General features: G+C 72.4%; 19 protein-coding genes. 9 read left to right on the forward strand and 10 right to left on the reverse strand.

Going from position 1 to position 17,967, the window contains the following annotated elements; all coding sequences use genetic code 11:
* The first annotated feature begins 326 nt into the window (after window positions 1-326).
* Window positions 327-860, forward strand: a complete 534-nt coding sequence (locus ACLJT4_RS19395) for a DUF1648 domain-containing protein (RefSeq protein ID WP_411123513.1) — start codon at window positions 327-329, stop codon at window positions 858-860.
* Between the two features lie 104 nt (window positions 861-964).
* Complete coding sequence (locus tag ACLJT4_RS19400; RefSeq protein WP_411123514.1) at window positions 965-1,477, forward strand: hypothetical protein; 513 nt, start codon at window positions 965-967, stop codon at window positions 1,475-1,477.
* A 130-nt stretch (window positions 1,478-1,607) separates the two neighbouring features.
* Here the strand turns inward: ACLJT4_RS19400 and ACLJT4_RS19405 are convergent, their stop codons facing one another.
* Window positions 1,608-2,456 carry an alpha/beta fold hydrolase gene (locus ACLJT4_RS19405; protein ID WP_411123515.1) on the reverse strand — a complete coding sequence of 283 codons (849 nt, stop codon included), beginning with the start codon at window positions 2,454-2,456 and terminating at the stop codon, window positions 1,608-1,610.
* 65 nt (window positions 2,457-2,521) lie between these two features.
* Here ACLJT4_RS19405 and ACLJT4_RS19410 point away from each other — a divergent pair, with 65 nt between their 5' ends.
* Window positions 2,522-3,208, forward strand: coding sequence for a CGNR zinc finger domain-containing protein (locus ACLJT4_RS19410; protein WP_411123516.1), 687 nt, complete (start codon window positions 2,522-2,524; stop codon window positions 3,206-3,208).
* 657 nt (window positions 3,209-3,865) lie between these two features.
* A complete protein-coding gene (locus tag ACLJT4_RS19415) occupies window positions 3,866-4,273 on the forward strand; it encodes a hypothetical protein (protein ID WP_411123517.1) in 408 nt (135 codons plus the stop codon).
* A gap of 263 nt (window positions 4,274-4,536) precedes the next feature.
* Here ACLJT4_RS19415 and ACLJT4_RS19420 read toward each other — a convergent pair whose 3' ends face one another.
* From ACLJT4_RS19420 to ACLJT4_RS19430, 3 genes are all read right to left on the reverse strand, one after another.
* The gene (locus tag ACLJT4_RS19420; protein WP_411123518.1) at window positions 4,537-4,791 is read right to left on the reverse strand and encodes an alcohol dehydrogenase catalytic domain-containing protein; all 255 of its coding nucleotides are present in this window, start codon (window positions 4,789-4,791) and stop codon (window positions 4,537-4,539) included.
* Window positions 4,792-4,917: 126 nt separating this feature from the next.
* Window positions 4,918-5,649 carry an SDR family NAD(P)-dependent oxidoreductase gene (locus ACLJT4_RS19425; protein WP_411123519.1) on the reverse strand — a complete coding sequence of 244 codons (732 nt, stop codon included), beginning with the start codon at window positions 5,647-5,649 and terminating at the stop codon, window positions 4,918-4,920.
* A 93-nt stretch (window positions 5,650-5,742) separates the two neighbouring features.
* Window positions 5,743-7,146 (reverse strand): MFS transporter, encoded by a 1,404-nt coding sequence (locus tag ACLJT4_RS19430; RefSeq protein WP_411123520.1) that lies wholly within the window; start codon window positions 7,144-7,146, stop codon window positions 5,743-5,745.
* A gap of 135 nt (window positions 7,147-7,281) precedes the next feature.
* Here ACLJT4_RS19430 and ACLJT4_RS19435 point away from each other — a divergent pair, with 135 nt between their 5' ends.
* The 3 genes from ACLJT4_RS19435 to ACLJT4_RS19445 all read left to right on the forward strand — a co-directional run bounded on the left by ACLJT4_RS19435 (window position 7,282) and on the right by ACLJT4_RS19445 (window position 9,306).
* Window positions 7,282-7,995, forward strand: a complete 714-nt coding sequence (locus ACLJT4_RS19435; RefSeq protein WP_411123521.1) for a TetR/AcrR family transcriptional regulator — start codon at window positions 7,282-7,284, stop codon at window positions 7,993-7,995.
* Window positions 7,996-8,165: 170 nt separating this feature from the next.
* A complete protein-coding gene (locus ACLJT4_RS19440; RefSeq protein ID WP_411123522.1) occupies window positions 8,166-8,549 on the forward strand; it encodes a hypothetical protein in 384 nt (127 codons plus the stop codon).
* Window positions 8,550-8,613: 64 nt separating this feature from the next.
* The gene (locus ACLJT4_RS19445; RefSeq protein ID WP_411123523.1) at window positions 8,614-9,306 is read left to right on the forward strand and encodes a carbonic anhydrase; all 693 of its coding nucleotides are present in this window, start codon (window positions 8,614-8,616) and stop codon (window positions 9,304-9,306) included.
* Between the two features lie 713 nt (window positions 9,307-10,019).
* Here ACLJT4_RS19445 and ACLJT4_RS19450 read toward each other — a convergent pair.
* On the reverse strand, window positions 10,020-10,370 hold the full coding sequence (locus ACLJT4_RS19450; RefSeq protein ID WP_411123524.1) for a winged helix-turn-helix transcriptional regulator: 351 nt from the start codon (window positions 10,368-10,370) through the stop codon (window positions 10,020-10,022).
* Between the two features lie 48 nt (window positions 10,371-10,418).
* On the opposite strand from ACLJT4_RS19450, the gene ACLJT4_RS19455 reads away from it, so the two are divergent.
* Window positions 10,419-11,306 carry an NAD(P)-dependent oxidoreductase gene (locus ACLJT4_RS19455; RefSeq protein ID WP_411123525.1) on the forward strand — a complete coding sequence of 296 codons (888 nt, stop codon included), beginning with the start codon at window positions 10,419-10,421 and terminating at the stop codon, window positions 11,304-11,306.
* 126 nt (window positions 11,307-11,432) lie between these two features.
* On the opposite strand, the gene ACLJT4_RS19460 is transcribed toward ACLJT4_RS19455, so the two are convergent.
* On the reverse strand, window positions 11,433-12,845 hold the full coding sequence (locus ACLJT4_RS19460; protein ID WP_411123526.1) for an amidase: 1,413 nt from the start codon (window positions 12,843-12,845) through the stop codon (window positions 11,433-11,435).
* Between the two features lie 186 nt (window positions 12,846-13,031).
* Here ACLJT4_RS19460 and ACLJT4_RS19465 point away from each other — a divergent pair, with 186 nt between their 5' ends.
* A complete protein-coding gene (locus ACLJT4_RS19465; RefSeq protein ID WP_411123527.1) occupies window positions 13,032-13,736 on the forward strand; it encodes a TetR/AcrR family transcriptional regulator in 705 nt (234 codons plus the stop codon).
* A gap of 25 nt (window positions 13,737-13,761) precedes the next feature.
* Here ACLJT4_RS19465 and ACLJT4_RS19470 read toward each other — a convergent pair whose 3' ends face one another.
* The 4 genes from ACLJT4_RS19470 to ACLJT4_RS19485 all read right to left on the reverse strand — a co-directional run bounded on the left by ACLJT4_RS19470 (window position 13,762) and on the right by ACLJT4_RS19485 (window position 17,760).
* Window positions 13,762-14,511 carry a zf-HC2 domain-containing protein gene (locus ACLJT4_RS19470; protein ID WP_411123528.1) on the reverse strand — a complete coding sequence of 250 codons (750 nt, stop codon included), beginning with the start codon at window positions 14,509-14,511 and terminating at the stop codon, window positions 13,762-13,764.
* Entirely contained in the window at window positions 14,504-15,148 is a 645-nt protein-coding gene (locus tag ACLJT4_RS19475) for an RNA polymerase sigma factor (RefSeq protein WP_411123529.1), read from the reverse strand. Before ACLJT4_RS19475 ends, ACLJT4_RS19470 begins: the two co-directional genes overlap by 8 nt.
* 112 nt (window positions 15,149-15,260) lie before the next feature.
* Window positions 15,261-15,716, reverse strand: coding sequence for a hypothetical protein (locus ACLJT4_RS19480; protein WP_411123530.1), 456 nt, complete (start codon window positions 15,714-15,716; stop codon window positions 15,261-15,263).
* A gap of 88 nt (window positions 15,717-15,804) precedes the next feature.
* The gene (locus ACLJT4_RS19485; RefSeq protein WP_411123531.1) at window positions 15,805-17,760 is read right to left on the reverse strand and encodes an ABC transporter ATP-binding protein; all 1,956 of its coding nucleotides are present in this window, start codon (window positions 17,758-17,760) and stop codon (window positions 15,805-15,807) included.
* Window positions 17,761-17,967 lie beyond the last annotated feature (207 nt).

Genomic DNA, 17,967 nt, shown 5'->3' on the forward strand with positions numbered 1-17,967 from the left:
CCAAGAGCGCACCGAGGGCGACCTGCACGAGGCAGCGGAGCAGCCCGAGGACGCGCTCGGCGGACGACGATGCGGGCAGGGCCACCGGGGCGATTCTCCTCTCCCGCACGCGGCACGACGATGGCCCGGAGACTCCTCTCCGGGCCATCAGTGCGTCACCGACGGTCCGTTGGGCGCCGGTCCGACAACGGCGAGGAGGACGGACCAGGCGCGGTCCGGGTCCTTCCGCTCCGTGGCGCAGCCCCGCAGCGCACCGGGCCCCGCCGCTCGCGCCCCGACGCGCGGCACCGCCTGCGACGAGCGCGCCTGCGGCGGACAATCGACGCATGGTCTTCTCACGTCCAGTCCGCCTGTGGCTGCTCCCCAACGTCGCACTGCTCGCCGCACTCGTCGTCTGGGGCGTCCTGCGCTACCCGCATCTGCCGGACCGGATACCCCGGCGCATCGGCATCGACGGCGTGGACGCCTGGACCGAACCGTCGATCGGCAACGCGTTCGCGCTGGTGTTCGTGCACCTCGGAGCGACCGTGCTGCTGACCGCCTGTGCCGAGCTGACGCTGCGCGTGACGCCGGAGGCCGAACTGCCCAAGGACACGGCACCGTTCGGCGACGGGCTGGTCAGGTCCTCCCTCAACCGCCCCCGCACCCGCGCCTCCGCGCTCCGCACCGCCCGGGCGTTGCTGGTGCTCAACGCCTGCACGGGCGTCTCGCTCCTCGTCGGCTGCGCGGTGCTGTGGCGCTCGACGGCCGACCGGCACGTGTCCGGCTGGCTGTTCGCGGCCATGGTGGTGCCGCTCCTCGCCGGGACCGCCGCGACGGTGCTGGCCGCCGTGCGCGACCGCCGCACGCCCGTGAGCTGAAAGCCCCCGGGCGGCGCGGGGAGGGTGCCTGGGGCCCCGTCGAGCGCCACGTGGCCCGGTGGAACGGCCGTCGCGTTCGACGGGGCCGACGGTACGGTTGCCCCATGGGGGAAGCCGGAGACGAACGAGACGACCGCACGGTGCGCCACCGGACCCGCAACGACGTCAGCGGCAACGTCACGGGTTCCGTCGGGCAGTTCGGCACCGTGTACGGAGACGTCACCGTGGGCGGACAGCCGCCGGAGAGCCCGGAGGACGCCACGTGGCGCGCCCGCTACCGGGAGCGGCTGAGCCGCCAGTGGGACGCCGAGGACGCCGCGCGGGCCGAGGCGGAGCGACGGGCCGAGGCGGTGCGCAGGGCCCAGGAGGAAGCTCCCGCGATCCGGTGGCGCAACGAGGACCTCGCCTGGCGCAGGCGCGTCGCGGTCCGCCGGGCGTGGGCAATCGCCCTACTGGTTCCGGGCGTTGCGGGATACGTGGCGTTCGCCCTGTCGGGACCCGCATCCGGCTACCGCGGGATCAGTGCCGTCGTCGGGATGGCGCTCTTCCCGGGGCTGGCGTGCCTCGTCGCCTACCTCCTCGCGACCGTCCGGTACCAGCTGTGGCGCGGCTGGTAGCGCACACTGGCCCCTCATGCGCGTACGCCTCCAACCAGGACGCTCGTTGACGCGTCAGGCGATGGAGTGGCACGGCGGTGCCGGCCGTCCGTGAGGTGCAAGGCGGTCGCGGCGGCGCGCTGCACCCCGCTCAGCCGGGTTGGCGCCCGAAGAACGCGACCAGTGCCTCGGCCGTCGCCGCCGGCTGGTCCTCGGCGACGAAGTGGCCGGCGCCGGGGAGGGTGAGGCGCTCGGCGCCGGGGATGGCGGCGGCGAGCCGGTCGCCCGTGGTGGTGGGGAGCCATTGGTCTTCGGCGCCCCACAGGACGAGGGTGGGCACGGTGATCTCGCCGAGCCGGTCGACGGCCTCGCGGGTGTCTTCGTAGGTGACGGCGCAGACCTGGTCGATCCAGCGCCGCTGCCCTTCGGCGCCCGCCCAGGGAGCGCGGTAGGCCGCGGCGGCCGCTTCGGACAGCGGGTGGTGCGCCGCGGTGCGCAGGCGGGCGGTGACGATGTCGTCGAAGATGTGGGCCGGCATGGTGCGGTACGCCTCGGCGTAGCGCTGTTGGTGTTCGGTGAAGGGGGTGTTCCAGGGGCCGAGGACGGCGGCGTCGAGGAGCGCGAGGTGGGAGGCCGGCACCCCTTCGTGGAGGTGGGCGCGGACGACCACGCCGCCGCCGATGTCGTGACCCACGAGGGCGGGTGCGGCCAGCCCCCAGTGGTCGACGAGCTCGGCGAGGGTGCGGGCCTGCTGGGCGATGGAGGGAGTGGCTCCGGGGGCGATCCGGGAGGCGCCGAAGCCGAGGAGGTCCCAGACGTAGACGGTGTGGTGGCGGGCGAGGGTGGGGACGGCGTTCCGCCAGAGGTAGGAGGAGGCGGGGGTGCCGTGGACGAGGACCACCGGCGGGCCCTCGCCGAAGACACCGGTGGCGACCTCGCCGGCGGCGACCGGTACGCGCTGGTGGAGCTTCCACGGGGTGGGCCGGGCATACGTGCTCATGCCGATCCCTCCAGAGCTAAGAGGTATAATCGATGTTCTCCAGTTACCCTAGCATGGAGTAAGGCTTGAAGTTTCTTTTTTCCGATTACGCATTGGGTGCGGGCGTCGCGACCGACCTGGTCAACACCTCCGCCCTGGTCCGCAGGAGCACGGGCGAAATGCTCGTGGATCCCGCCGCGCTCGACCGCTTCCTGGTGGAGTACGAGGTTCCGGTCGACCCCGCGGACCTCGGGCACGGGGCGACCGAGCAGGATCTGGAGGAAGTGCTCGCGCTGCGCCGGGAGTTGCGCGCGCTCCTGGAGTCCGACAGTGAGGATCAAGTGGTGGCCGGCGCGAACGCCCTGGTCAGTCGAGCGAGCGTGGGGCCGTCCCTCGAACGGGACGCGGACGGGCGCTGGCAGTGGTACGTGACCACGGATCCGCAGGCCCCGCTCGCCCAGCAACTGGCCGCCCTCATCGGCACCGGCCTCCTGGGCGTGCTCCGCACGCTCCGTCACGAGCGCATCCGGCACTGCGCCTCACCGGTGTGCGACGGCATGTTCGTGGACACCAGCAAGGCGGGGCGGCGCCGCTACTGCATGCCCGAACTGTGCGGCAACCGCCTCAACGTCGCCAAGCACCGCGCCCGCCGGCAGTCCACCCCGGAGCCGAACGGAACCACGGAGGCCAGCGGAACGGGTCGGGGGGCGGCGGGCACGGCCGGCAGCCAGGACACCCCGGACCTCGGCACCGCCGAGCGCCAACCCCGGTGAATGCCGGACCCATTCCCTTGGCACCGCCCGTTACGACGGCTACTCGTCCGGTTTCACGCACGCTCATGCAATACAGCCTCTCTGCGACGGAATTCACCGGAGAACTCCTGACACAACGCGCAGCGAGCCCTACTAGAAAACCAGGACCCCCTTCAGTGCGCGGCGCCGCCACGTGACATCCCCAAGGTGACAGCACCTCCGAGAACCTGACCGTGAGCGCTCCGGCCCGCCACAAGCCCCTCTCGAGAGCCAGGGCCTCAAGTAGCAGTGTTCCTAAGGCGGCATCGGCTTTTGCCACCCTCGCCGAATGAGGCCCGAGCGTGCACCCGTGCCGGGCCGGCGGCCGATGGCGTCGAGGCCCGCCAGCAACACCGAACCGGGCTACGTCGACGGACACTTCGGCCGCCCCGCGGCATCGCCCGGGATAAAGAGGACCCTCTCTCTTCACCGAGGACCTTTAAGGCTTTCTGGACCTCCACGCGTCACACTCATTCCGCGAAGACCACGAACGGAAAAGAAGTGGGCGCTCCGGGATCACTCGGAGAGTTGACCAGGTAGATCCACAATCAAGCGCCTCTCGCACGGGCCGGGGTCGATTGGCTTCAACTCCCCCATTTACCTTAGAATTTGGGTGCACCAATCGAAAGGGGCGCCGTTATGGCCGTGAAGGAAACCATCCAGGTCGACGAATCTCAGAAGAACGAGCCGGGAGTGCAAGAGGTCATCACTCCCGTGCCGGTCGGCAGTGAGGTCGTCAAGAAGGCGACGTACTGGCGGTCGATCCTCCAGGACGACCTCGACCCCCAGGCGACGGACGGCGTCACGACCGTGAAGCTCGCCGTGCCGGCCTTGGTCGAGGAGGAGTACGAAACCGGAGAGACCAACGAAGACGGCACGGCGAAGCTCGGTGTCCGTCAGGTCCGTGACACGCAGTGGTACGAGATCGACCTCAGCGAAGCCAACGTGGCCGCGCTCCAGGAGGCGATCAAGCCCTTCACCGATGTGGCCCGCACGATCGAAGCCCCCACGGTGAAGCCTGCACGCAAGAAGCGCACAACGAAGTGATTGTCGGCGCCCCCTCGCAGCGAGGGGGCGTTCTTTTTGTGCGGGGACTCCTCCCCTTGGTTGCCCTTGGTTCCCCTTGGTTCTCACGTTCTGCGCGTTCCGCCGCGAGCAACCTTGGCGGGCGCCGCGCGGTCCTTCCCGATGTCGGGGTCGGCCGCCTCCGGCGGGCAGCGCCTCGGCGACGTGCAGCGTCAGCACGCCCTCCTCGGCCTGGCGGCGCAGCGCGTCCAGCCGGGCGGTGTCCGTAATGCCGTGCGTGACCATCACCGGGCGCACCCGGATGCCGCGTTCGGCCAGACCGGACCAGCCCCGGCGGCGTCCATGCCGGGCACGAACGGGGGCTGCCGATCGGGCATGCGCACGGCGTGGGCGTCTTGCCGCAGCAGGACGTCGGTCGGGTTCACGGCGGCCGCGTGCACCCGGATGCGGACCTCACCGGGGCCCGCCTGGGGTGCGGGCAACTCCATGACGCGCAGGGCTTCCGGACCGCCGAACACGTCAACGCCTATGGCTTTCATGCCCGTTGCAACCGGCCTCGCCGACGCGGCATTCTCTTGTTCCTCACCGTGACGGCAATCCGCCGGGGCGCGCTCCCGGACGCGGCCCGGGGCCGGCCGGTGGAAGCGTGGGGCGTCGGGGCGGGGTCAGGTCACCGGCCGGGTGTCGCGGAAGAGTTTGCCGGTGGGGCCGTTCTCGCCCAGGGTCGCCGCCCAGACGACGCCGCGTGCGCTGTCGGCGGCGGGACGCGCGTGCCCCTCGTCGCCGCGTTCGGGGTGGGTGGCGGTTTCGCCCGGGTCGACGGCGTTGACGAGGATCGGCGTGTCCTTCAAGGCTCGGGCCAGGACGGTGGTGAGGACGTCGAGGGTGTGCTTGGCGAAGGAGTGGGCCGGGGCGCGGAGGCTGGCCCCGAGGTCAAACCCGGTGGCGATCTGTTGGGCGGAGACGCTGGTGACGTTGACGATGCGGGCGGCGGGGGCGGCCCGCAGTAGCGGCAGCATCGCCTGGACCAGTCGCCAGGGGCCGAGCACGTCCACGTCCAGTGCGGACCGCACCGCGTCGAGGTCGGCGTCGAGTGCGGACAGGACGGTGAAGTCGACGGCGTCGCTGGCGTTGTTGATCAGGACGTCCAGGTGGCCGAAGCGGTGGGCTATGTGGTCGGCCGCCTGGTCCATGCCGGCCGCGTCGGTGAGGTCGAGGCGCAGGGCCGTGGCCTGGTGCCCCTCCCTGCGCAGCCGTGCGGCCAGGTGCTCCGCGCGGGAGACGTCGCGCGCGGTGAGGAGCACGTGGTGGTCGAGTTGGGCGAGTTGCCGGGCGACCTCGAAGCCGAGGCCGATGGCGCGGCTGGTGCCGGTGATGAGTGCGGCCTTCGTCGTCATGTCGTTTTCCTCCCGTGGTGGGGACGGGCGCCGACCGGGACTGTCGGTCGTCGGGGCGGGCGCGGGACGAACTCCCTTACTGGGGACGGGGGTTCACTGTTGGGCGTGCGGTGCGCGTCCGGGCAGGAGCCCGACGAGCAGCAGGGTCAGGAAGTACAGGCCGGCGCAGAGGGCGAAGACCAGTTGCGCCGCGGCGAAGTAGGCGTGCGGGGAGGGGTTGCCCAGCCCGGCGAAGAACGCGGTGCCCAGGGCGGCGACGCCGATGGCGCTGGCGAACTGCTGGACGGCGTTGAGCAGGCCGGCGCCGGTGCCGACCTCCTCGGCGGAGGCGTCGCCGAGGATGAACTCGAACAGCGGGACGAACACCAGGCCCGCGCCGCACCCCGTCACGAACAGCGACGGCGCCAGCTTGCCGACGGTGAGGGCGGTGCCCCAGTGGTGGGTGGACCACCACAGGGAGAGCAGACCAAGAACGGCGAGGGACAGTCCGATGCGCAGGGCCGCCCGCCCCAGTCGCCTCCCGAGCGCTCCCCCGCCGAACAGGACGGCGGCGGCGGTGCCCAGGGCCCACGGAATCAGCGTCAGGCCGGTGCGCAGCGGCGTCCAGTCCATGCCGAGTTGCAGCAGCAGGTTGATGACGAGCACGAACGCGCTGAGCGCAGCGTGGAAGCCGGCGACGACGAGCAGGCCGACGACGAAGCTGCGCTTGCGGAACAGGGACGGCGCGATGACCGGGTGCCTGCTGCGGCGCTCGGAGACGACGAACAGCGCGAACATCACGACTGAGGCCGTCATCATCGCGTAGGTCCAGGCCGGCCAGCCGAGTTCGCGCCCCTGGATGAGCGGGACGATCAGCAGGGCGGACCCGGCGGTGAGCAGGCCCACACCCCTCAGGTCGAGGCGGGCATCGGGATCCTCGCCACCGCTGCGGGGCAGCACGCGCCGGCCGAGCACGAGGGCGAGGACGCCGAAGGGCACGTTGATCAGGAAGATCGAGCGCCACTGGCTGCCGAACAGGTTCAGGTGCAGCAGCCAGCCGGCGAGGATCGGCCCGGCGACCGTGGCCAGGCCCATGATCGGCCCGAACGGCATCAGCGCCGCACGCAGGCGTTCGGGCGGGAAGACGACCTTCACCAGCGTCATGCCCTGCGGGATCAGCACGGATCCGAACAGGCCCTGCAGCAGTCGCGCGACGATCAGGAAGGCGGGGCTGGGAGCGAGGCCGCAGGCGAGCGAGGTGAGGGTGAATCCGGCCATGCCGATGAGGAAAAGCCGGCGGCGGCCGAGCACGTCGCCGAGCCGGCCCGAGGTGATCAGGCCGAGCGCGAAGGCCGTGGTGTAGGCGGACAGCGTCCACTGCAAGGTCATCGGCCCGCCCCCGAGGTCGGCCCGGATGGACGGCCCGGCGAGGTTGGCGACGCTGGAGTCGACGAGGTCCATGACCTCGCCGAGGAGGACGACGACCAGTACGAGCCAGGTGGCGCGCGAGGGCACCACGACAGGGCTGTCGCGAGCGGAAGAACATTGTTCGAGAGTCACGAACGACATTTCACACACGAACTTCGATCGCGTCAAGGCGAACGACGTTCGTTAGGGAAGGAACGGGGTTCGTTCATCCGGTATGCTCGACACATGCCATCGACTCCTCAGCAACGGCGCGCAGCGCGGCACCACCAGCCCGTTCCCGATGCGAGCGCCCCAGTGGCGCGAGGTAGGCGGGCGAAGCCGATCACCGTGGACGCCGTCGTCGATGCGGCGCTCGACGTCGTGGCCCAGGAGGGCTACGGGGCCCTGACCATGCGCCGCGTCGCCACCGCCCTGGAGACCGGACCGGCGTCGCTGTACGCCCACGTCGTCAACAAGGACGACCTGGACGAGCTGCTCATCGGCCGCCTGTGCGCCGAGGTCGAGCTGCCGGAACCGGACCCCGACGCATGGCGGGAGCAGATCACCGGCGTCTGCGGCCAGCTGCGCGACCAGTACCTGCGCTACCCCGGCATCTCCCGGGCCGCCCTCGCCACCGCCCCCACCAACGAGGACACCCTGCGCATCGCCGAAGGCATGCTCGCCCTCCTCCTCGCCGGAGGCATCGCCCCGCAGACCGCCGCCTGGGGCATCGACTCCCTGATGCTCTACGTCAACGCCTACGCCCTTGAGGTCGCGCTGGTCAGCCGCCCCGGCGGCGAATGGGTCGTCAGCCGGGACGAACTGCTGAGCCGGTTCGCCAACTTGCCCGACACCTTCCCGCAGACCAAGCGCCACGCCGCCGAACTCACCTCGGGAGCCGACCACGAACGCTTCGACTTCACGGTCGCGTTGATGCTCGACGGGCTCGCCCGCCGCTGAGACCGGTCCGCACCGGCGCGCCCGTACGCGCGGCGAGCCGCAGCCCGCGGGGAAATCCGTTCGCGGCCGGCATGAGGTGCCGCACCCGAGGGAACCGATGGAGCGACATCATCGTCTACACGTCTGTAGACGATGATGTTCTGTCGGGTGGCCGAGGGAGGGGAGGGACGATGGCCCGCAGAGGCGTTGCGATGATCGCGCTGCTCTTCTCCGGTCTCCTGTTGCTCCTGACCATCGGTCACCACCCGCCTCCCTGGGGGGAGGAGAGCGAGACCGGCGTCGCCTGGACGACGACCCAGGCACCGGCTCCCCGCTACGACGAAGCGGAGGACGACGCGGGCGACCAGGCCCAACTCTCCGACGCGGAAGCTCCCGTCGTCCTGCCGGACGGCGACGTCGGCGCGTCCCCGGAGGTCGCGCGCGCCGTCGGGACGGCACCGCACGACGGCCTGTCCTCCGCGGTCGGCCCCGTGGCACAGCAGTGCCGCGCGGGGCGGTCCTCCGGCGCCGGCCGGCCACCGGATCCCGTCACGCTGCAAGTGATCCGCTGCTGAGCGGCAGCGCGCTCCCGCCCGTCACGGCACGCGTCGGACCGACGGTGGCACGCCCCCTGGGGCCGTGCACTCGCCGGACGTCGACGCGCACTCCCGCCACGGGTGCACGGAGCACGCCGCGCCCTCGCCGCAACCACTGACCGAGAAGAGCCAGAGGTCGATCATGCATGCCTTCCTCACCGACACGCGTTCCCGCACCGCACCCCCCACGGACTCCGGGCCGACGTCCGGCCCGCCCACCGCACGCGCCCTGTTCATCGGCTGCTCCGACGCGGGCGTCTCACCCGCCCTCCTGACCGGCGCAGCCCCCGGTGAGCTGTACGAACTGCGGACCGCCGCACAGATCATCCCGCGGTTCCGACCCGGCGCGCACTGCGGCGTCGGCGGAACCCTGGAGTTCGCCCTGGGGGTCCTCGGGGTCCGCGACGTGATCCTCTGCGGCCACGGCAACTGCACCGCGCTGGACTCCCTCCGACGGGACCCGTCCGTCGCCCACCTGCCGCTCGTTCACAACTGGTTCAGTCGCGCCGCCCATCGCACGCGTGCGGACGACGCCCAACAGCACGCCGATCCGACGTCCTCGACGGCGGCCGAGCAGCGCCATCTGCTGGCACAGCTGCACCATTTGCGCACCTACCCGTGTGTCACCCGCCGCCTCGCGAAGCGCCAGGTCACGCTCCATGCCTGGCACCACGACGACGCCACGGGAGACATGTTGGCGTGGGATGCGACACGGCGGTCCTTCCAGCCGGTCTAGCGTCACCGAGGTCACCCGGTACGTCGTTGGCTGACGGGCCGGTGACTCCGCACCCGTGTGCCCGTTCGGCCCGGCCGCCGCGGCGAACCCCGGCGGCCGGGCCGAACGCACCGCGGGCCTTCCGTTCCCGGCGAAGGACCCGAGCGCGGGACGGGCAGGGGACGGGCGGAGCGCGTGGGCCGGGCGCGTGGTGTCAGCGCGCGGTGCCGGCCAGTTCGTCCGGAGCGATTCGCCGGTGGGCAGCGGGGTGGGGGCGGGCGGGCCGGCGACGGGAGCGGGGCCTGTCCGGACGTCGCGCAGGGGCGGTTTGCCGATGCCCGCCGCCTGCGCGACGGCCCCGAGGAAGACCGTAGGGACAGGGCGCTCATGCGTTCCAAGACCAGTTTTGCTATGTGCACATAGCCACAGGGCATGGAGGAGGGCGGACCGCCGCGCCGTGCGGGGATTCCCGTGTGGCCACTCGGCCACGGCAGGGCTCGGGGCGGGAGTCGCGCGAACTCGGGGGCGCAGCGGCGCCGTTCGGGGTGCGGCCCGGCCGCCGGCCGACCGGTGGCCTGGCAGCGCGCGTCCGCCGAGGTCACGTCCGCCTGCCGCGTCGTTGCGACGTACCCACTTTTTTGTGGGTACTTGGCAGCGCCTGGCGGCCCGGGCGAACCTTGTGGGGCGCAGTCAGGGGCGGTCGCCGGAGTTCGACGGGAGGAAGGGGCGCCGCGTCAGGAGGCCGACGGGGAAACGGCGAGCTTCGCCAAGCGGCGGTGGCCCCAGTCGGAGAGGGGTGCCAACGCCTCGGCGAGGTCACGGCCGAACTCCGTCAGGGAGTAGACGGTCTTGAGCGGCAGCGCCTCGTGCACTTCCCGGTGCACCAGTCCGTCCGCCTCCATCTCGCGGAGCGCTTGGGTCAGCACCTTCTCGCTGAGGCCCGGCACCTGCCGGCGCAGCTCACCGGGACGGTAGGGACCCGACTCCAGCCGCCAGAGCAGAGCCGTCTTCCACTTGCCGTCGATCACGGCGATCGCGGCGGTCACCCCACAGACATTCAGGTCTTGGGCACGACTGCGTGTCACGTTCATCCCTTTCATCGCATTCATCAAGTTTTGTCAAGGAGTTGGATCTTGTCCAGGCACTCTGAACAGTCTGCCGTCACCGTGCTCGGTATGGGGCCGATGGGCCGGGCCCTGACCGGCGCCTTCCTGGACGCGGGGCTGCGGACCACGGTCTGGAACCGCACGCCGGGCAGGGACGCGGAGTTGGTGGCACGAGGAGCGGTCGCCACGCCCACGGCGGCGGAGGCGGTCGCCGCGAGCAGACTGACCCTGGTCTGCGTGGTGAACTACGACGCGGCGGATGCCGTCCTGCGACCCGATGCGGTCGCCGATGCGCTCAAGGGGCGCACGGTGGTGAACCTGTCCGCCGACACTCCGGACCGGGCCCGGGACACGGCGCACTGGGCGGCCGAACGCGGCATCGGGTACCTGGACGGTGCGATCATGACGCCGACCACCACCATCGGAACGTCCGCCGCGGTGTTCCTCCACAGTGGTCCGGCGGAACTCCATCGGGAGCACCGTCCCGTGCTGGAGGCGTTGGGCGGCAGCCACACCCACCTCGGCGAGGAGATCGGGCGCGCGGCGGCGTACGACGTCGCACTGCTCGACGTCTTCTGGACCGCGATGGCGGGCTACGTGCACGCGCTGGCGGTGGCGCGGGCCGAGGGCATCACCGCGCGGGAACTGGCGCCGTTCGCCAAGGGCATCGGCGCGATCCTCCCCCCGCTCTTCGACCAGTTCGCCGAGGACGTGGACGGCCGCGGGTTCTCCGGCGCGGGCAACCCGCTCACCTCGGCGGTGTCGTCCATGGCCCACATCGTCCACACCTCCGAGGCCCACGGCATCGACGCCGGTGTGATGCGCGCGGCGGAGGGCATGGCCCGCCGCGCCGTCGGACTGGGCCACGGGGAGGACGGGTTCAGCCGCGTCGCCGAGGTCCTCGGACGACGCTGACCGGGCCCCGCAGGGCGGGCCGCGGGCACGCGGTGGCCGCGCGGCGCTCAAGGTCCCCGTGCCCGGGGCGGGGTGCCGGTGTCCGCCCTGCCCCGTCGCCAGGGCGGACACCGGTGCGCGCTCGCGTTACGAGCGCGGGTCGATGGGGGCGAGCACGCCGAAGTGACGTTCGATCACCTCGGCGGCCGCCAGGCACCGGTCCTCGCGGTACATCTGCCCGATGAGCTGGAGGCCCTGCGGCATGCCGTCCGCGAAGCCGGTGGGCACGCTCACCGCCGGCACGCCGACGAGGGAGGTCACCGTGCACAGGGCCCCGGCCAGCATCATCTGGGCGTGGCTCTCGGCGTCGGTGTCGTCGGGGAGCAGGTCGAACCCGGGCACGGGCTGGGGGCAGGTGGCGCCGAGGAGCAGCGGGTAGGCGGCGAGCAGTTCGGCCCAGTCACGTTGGAGGGAGAGCCGGACCCCGGTCTGCCGGAGGAACTCGTCGAGTGCGGTGTGCGGGGTGCGTTCCATGAACAGGTCGAGGTGCTGGGCACCCTTCTCGGTGAGCAGCTTCCTGATCCGGGGCCACTTCACGCCGAACTCGGTCATGATGAGCGTCCCGTAGCACTCCAGGGTCTCGCCCAGCCGGGGGATCTGCACCTCCTCCACGACGTGGCCCGCCCGCTCCAGGACGGTGGCGGCCTCGTCGAGGGCGGCGCGGATCTGCGGGTGGATGCCCGCTCCGGCCGGATCGGCCACGACGCCGACCCGCAGCGGGCCGGTCGCGTCGGCCCCGTAGGCGGGCACCGGGACCGCCCGCGGATCCTCCGGGTCCGCGCCCGCCAACGCCTCGTAGGCGGCGCGCAGGTCGGCGACCGAGCGGGCGATCGGGCCGTCGACGGGGATGAGTTGGGAGGCCAGCATCGGTTCCTGACCCATGATGCGGTGGTCGGCGGCGAAGCGCCCGTAGCTCGGCTTCAGCGCCGCCACGCCGTTGAAGGCCGCGGGCATGCGCACGGAGCCGCCCGAGTCGTTGCCGAGGCCGAGCGCGGCCATGCCGACCGCCACCGCCACCCCGTCCCCGCTGCTGCTCCCGCCCGGGGTCTTCGACGGGTCCCAGGGGTTGTACGTCCTGCCGTACAACTGGCTCGCGGGGTCCGAGGAGATCGCCAGGTCGGGCATGTTGGCGTGGCCGATCGGGATGGCTCCCGCGGCGCGGAGCCGGCGCACCGGCGGGGAGTCGGCCTCGGCCACGTGATCGCGGAACTTCCGCACACCGTGCGTGGTCGCCCATCCCGCCACGTGGATGTTCTCCTTGACGGTGAAGGGCACGCCGGCCAGCGGACCGGGCCGCTCCCCCGCCGCGCGGCGCCGGTCGGCGGCGCGTGCGGCCTCGCGGGCGCTGTCCGCCATGAGTTGGGTGACGGCGTTCACGGTCGGGTTGACCGCCGCGATGCGTGCCAGGTGGGCCTCCACGACCTCGGCCGCCGAGACCTCGCCGCGGGCGACGGTCGCAGCCAGCTCCGTCGCGTTCAGCTTCCACAGTTCCGTGTTCATGGCGTCGGCGGGTCGCCCGCTCCGCCCTCGTGGCGAGCGCGCAGCCCTGCCCCCTTCCCCTCGCTGCGGCGTGCCGACGTCAGGGCACGCCATGACGTCGGGCACTCCTTCGTTCCGATGCGCTTGCATCACATCCTATGCTGGGAAGCGATGCAAGCGCATTACTACGAGGAGGGTGGGCGAACGATGCCCAGGCAGGTGGACCACGAGGAACGGCGGCGCCGGATCGCCGAGGCGGTGTGCGCGCTCGCCGACAGCAGCGGCCTGGAGGGCGTGACCCTGCGCGACGTCGCCACCCAGGCCGGCGTGTCGATGGGAGCGGTCCAACGCTGCTTCCGCACCAAACAGGAGATGCTCGTCTTCGCGCTCGACCACATCGGCGAACGGGTCACCGAGCGGGTGAGCGAGCGCGCACGGTCCCGCACCGACACGACTGCCGACCCCGACCCGGCGAGCGCGACGCTGACGCGGGTACTGGGCGAGGTCGCCCTGGTCGACGAGGCACACCGGGCCGAGGCCCGGGTCTGGCTGGCGTTCGTCGCGCAAGCCGCCGTGACGCCCGAACTCGCCGCCGCGCTGCGCAACCGCTACACCGCGCTGCACCCCCTGCTCGTGCGCCTGCTCGGCGCGGGCCGCGCCGACTCCCCCGTTACGGACGGGGACGTCGATGCCGGTCCGGACCAGGCGGCACGCACGCTTCTGGCCCTCGCCGACGGCCTGACCACCCACGTCCTGATCGGCCATCTCACCCCACAGGCCGCGCTCGCGCTCCTCCACGCCCAGATCGGCGCGCTCACCCGGACGAGCCCGCCGGCCGCGCTCCCGGCACTCCCAGCCAACGGGACAGGCGGCCCGGCCCCCGCCAACGACGAGGAGGGCTCGGCGAAGTGACGTCGATGTCCGCACCGGCGCAGGCTCACGGTGCGGTGAAGCGTGCGGTGGCCAGGTCGTGGCCCTCGGCGGAGACCAGACGGACGCCGGAGAGCGTGGCGGGGTCCCCGGGGGCCGGGGCGCCCCAGTAGCCGTATCCGTGGTGGAGCTCGAAGGTGCCGAGCCGGACGGTCGAGCCGTCGGTCCGCTCCAGCAGGCATGTCACCTTGCCGCTGTACGGGAGTCCCGCATCGGCGAGGTCGACGGACATGAAGACCCAGCCCGGCGGCCCGCGGTGGACGTAGAGGTCACCGACCCGTTGGCGATGTCCCGCACCGGCTCCCGTCAGGTGCGCGTGCAGCATCCCCGCCGCGGCCGGGGCGGAGGGGGCGGGGCCGGCCACGATGTCTTCGACGGCGGTGCCCAGTGCCCAGCCGGCGAAGCCGAAGCTGAGCGCGAGTACGGCCAGGGCGGACGCGACCCGCAGCCAGACGCCCTTGTGCAGCGCTCCGTGCCGGGTCCCGAAGCCCCGCGCGGCGTCCCGCCCGTCCCGCGCGGCCCGGGCCCGGGCCAGCCGCCGCACCACCCTGGTCTCGAATCCGGCCGGCGGCTCGCTGCCGGGCAGCAGGCCGAGCAGCCCGTCTCCGACGCGGGCCAGCTGCCCGATGTACTCCCGGCAGTCCGCGCAGCGGTCCAGATGGGCGGTCGCCTCGGCCCGCTCCCGGCCCGAGAGCACGCCCAGGGCCAGTTCGGCACCGGCCTGGTGCAACTGTGTGCAGGACAGGTCCTCAGCCATGGTCGCCTCCCTTCGGAGACGCGGGGTGCGGGTTCGTGGGCGTCGGGGGCGCGGCGCCCGGGTGCGGACGTTCGGGGGCGGTGAGGGTGGCGCGCAGCTTGCCCATCGCGGCCCTGATCCGCGTCTTGGCGGTGCCCAGCGGGATGTGCTCCCGGTCGGCGACCTGCCGGGCGGTCATCCCGTACAGGCCCGCCATCACCAGGGCGCGGCGCTGTTCGTCCGGCAGCCGTGCCACCGCCGCCCGCAGGGTGGCCGACGCCTCGTCGGCCAGTGCCTGCTGTTCGGGGGTGTCGGTCACCGCGCTCAGGAGGGCGTCGAGGTCCTCCGGCGCCACCGGGTCCGGTTGGCGCGATCGGACGGCGTCGATGGCGAGGTTGTGCGCGATGGTCGTCAGCCAGGCGGTCACAGAGCCGCGGCGGGAGTCGTAGACCTGGGCGTGCCGCCACGCGCGCTCGAACGTCTGCTGGGCGATGTCCTCGGCCAGCTGGGGATCTCGGGTGACCGCGAGGGCCACGCCGAAGACGGTGTGCTGGAAGCGCCGCACGAACGTGACGGCGAGCTCCGGGTCACCGGTGGCCAGGCCAGCCAGCAGCGCCTCGTCCGGGATGCGTCCGACCGGGAGCTGCAACCACTGCATACCCCTACGTACGGTCCGGCCCGGCCCGGGGATTGCTGCCGGGCGGCGACGGAATGGCACGCTCCCATTCTCCTCCTCCGCCACTGCCTCTCCCGGAGGGGTGACGGCCCGCTCATGGGGCGGGGCGCGGGGGCCGTGGACGCCACCCGATGCGCACGGACGAGCCGGGGCGGGTGCCCGGAGCGGAAGGGGTGCGCGCCGCCGTCACGCCCCACCACGCGCCGAGCGCGACCAGGAACGTCACCTCGGTGACGAGGGCCAAGATCCCGTACGGGGGTTCCCAGCCTTCTTCGTGGTAGCCCGGCAACCCGACGGTGCGCGACAGCGCGAAGCCCAGGACCATGCCGGCACTGACCAGCGCGCCCAGCACCCAGGCCGGCGTCGGGTTCCGGCGCGCGAGCCCGAGGGCCGCGACGACCAGCGCCACGCTGCCGACGAGGAACAGGCCGCCCACGTACGGCACTTCCGCGAGGTGCTCGGGCACCAGCAGGAGGTGCACGACGGCGTTGAGCAGGGCGCAACCGGCCGCGACGCCCCTCAGCACGGCCTCGCCTGGACGCGCAGACATCGCAGATATCACAGGCATTGAAGACCTCGCAGCCTCCCCGAATCGCCCGGTCGGGACGTCCTGTGTACGTGTGGGGCCGGCGAAGGGTTCAAGGTCCCCACGACGGCCTGCCTGCCTGCGGCCCGGCGGTGGTCTCGTACGGCCGGTACAGCCGTGCGTACGCCGCACTGCGGGCGAGCAGTTCTCGATGCGTGCCACGGGCGGTGACACGACCGTGATCGAGGAGCAGTATCCGGGTGGCGTCGCGGACGGTGAGCAGGTCGTGGGAGATCAGGATCGTCGTGCGGCCGCGCATCAGCCGGCGCAGGGGGTGCAGGATGCGCCGGCCGGATTCCGCGTCGAGGCCGGTGGTCGGCTCGTCGAGGACGAGCAGCGGCGCGTCACGGACCATGGCGCGGGCGATGGCCAGGCGCTGCCGCTGCCCGCCGGAGAGCAGCCGGCCGCGCTGGCCGACCACCGTGTCGTAGCCGTCGGGGAGTTGGCTGATGAAGCCGTGGGCGTCCGCTGCACGGGCGGCGGCGACGATCTCGGCATCGCCCACGCCGGGCCGGCCGTAGACGATGTTGTCGCGCACCGTGCCGTGGAGGACCAGGGTCTCCTGGAGGAGCACGGCGACGTTGTCCCGCAGGGCGTCCAGGCTCAGGTCGCGAAGGTCGTGCCCGTCGAGGCGGACGGTGCCTCGGTCCGGGTCGTAGAAGCGCAGCAGCAGCTTGGCGACGGTCGTCTTCCCCGCACCGCTGGCGCCCACGAGTGCCAGCGTCTCGCCCGGCGCCACCCGGAACGAGACCCCCACCAGGGCGGTCGCGGTGGCACCCGGGTAACGGAAGGAGACGTCGTCGAAGGCGATCTCGCCGCGACAGCGTCCCGGCGTCCGGGGAGTCGCGCGCTGGCGGACCTGCGGCCGCTGGTCGAGCAGTTCGATGATCCGCTCCGCGGAGGCCGACGCGGAGGAGAAGGTGTTGCTGAGGCCGGACAGACCGCGGATGGGGCTGTAGAGCCTGCTGAGCAACGTGAGGAAGACCATCAGGCCGCCCAGGGTGAGCTGGCCCCGGATCAGTTCCCAGGTCCCCAGGCCCAACACCAGCAGCGCGCCGACCAGTTCGATGAGGTCGACGGCCGTGGCGTACACGGCGCCGAGGCGGGCGGAGGCCATGACGGCCCGGAATCGACCGAGGTTCTCCCGCTCGAACCTGCCGTGCTCCCAGCGCTGCCGGTTGTACGCCTGCACGAGCGCGATGTTGCCCAGGGTCTCCTCGGCGATCGCACTGATCGATCCGCTGCGCCGCCGCCGCTCCCGCGCCACGGTCTTGACGCGCCGGGAGAACCACCGGGCGGTGCACCAGAACAGCGGAACGATGACGACGGCCAGCAGCGTCAGGTGCCAGCTCAGGTAGGACAGCACGCCGAGGAAGACGCCCAGCCGCACGACCTGTGCGAGGGCGTTCACGATGCCGGAGAGGAGGAAGGTCTCGACCGCGTCGACGTCGCCGGTCATCCGGGAGAGCACGTCGCCGAGCCGCCGCCGCTCGAAGAAGCCGAGCGACAGGCCCTCGACGTGGCGGAAGAGCGCCGAGCGAAGCGCCAGCAGGAACCGCTCACTGACCCAGGTGGAGGTCACGTCGTCCGCGAAGTCCAGGGCCCCGGCCAGGAGGGTGAGGCCCAGGAAGGCGAGGGCGACCGGGACGAGGAGGTGCAGGTCGCGCGGGATCAGCACGTCGTCGATGAGGATCTTGAAGAGCCAGACCTCGGCCGCATCGACGACGGGCCCCAGCACCACGAGCCCCAGGATCACCAGGAACCACGGGCGCCCACCGCGCGTGTAGGGCCAGAACCGTCGGAACACCTCGCGCAGCGCCACCGGCGGAGCAGCCTCGACGACCGCGTCGGCGCCGCCGGAAGCACGGGCCGCGGACGGCGACTTCGTCGTCCGCCGCCACCGCTCGCACGTCCGCTCCCGCGCGCCCGCGGACGGCGTGGCCTCCCCGGCCGCGTCGGCGCCCCGGGCGTCACCGCGGGTGCAGGAGCGCGGTCCCGCGCGGCTCACGTCGTCTCACCGACCCGTGCGGCCGGGCGGGGCGCCCGGCCGCTGACGGCCACTTGAGCACTCAGTACCTCCCTTCGCGGTCCCGGTCGCGATCGCGGCCACCGTCATGGCCATGGTCCCGATCGTCCCGCCCGCGCCGGTCGCGGTCCCGGTCGTCCCGGTCCCCGTGCCGGCCCCTCTCGCCGTGGTCACCATGGCCACGGCCCA

Source organism: Streptomyces sp. x-19, from assembly GCF_046549115.1.
In the GTDB taxonomy this organism is placed as follows: domain Bacteria; phylum Actinomycetota; class Actinomycetes; order Streptomycetales; family Streptomycetaceae; genus Streptomyces; species Streptomyces albulus_C.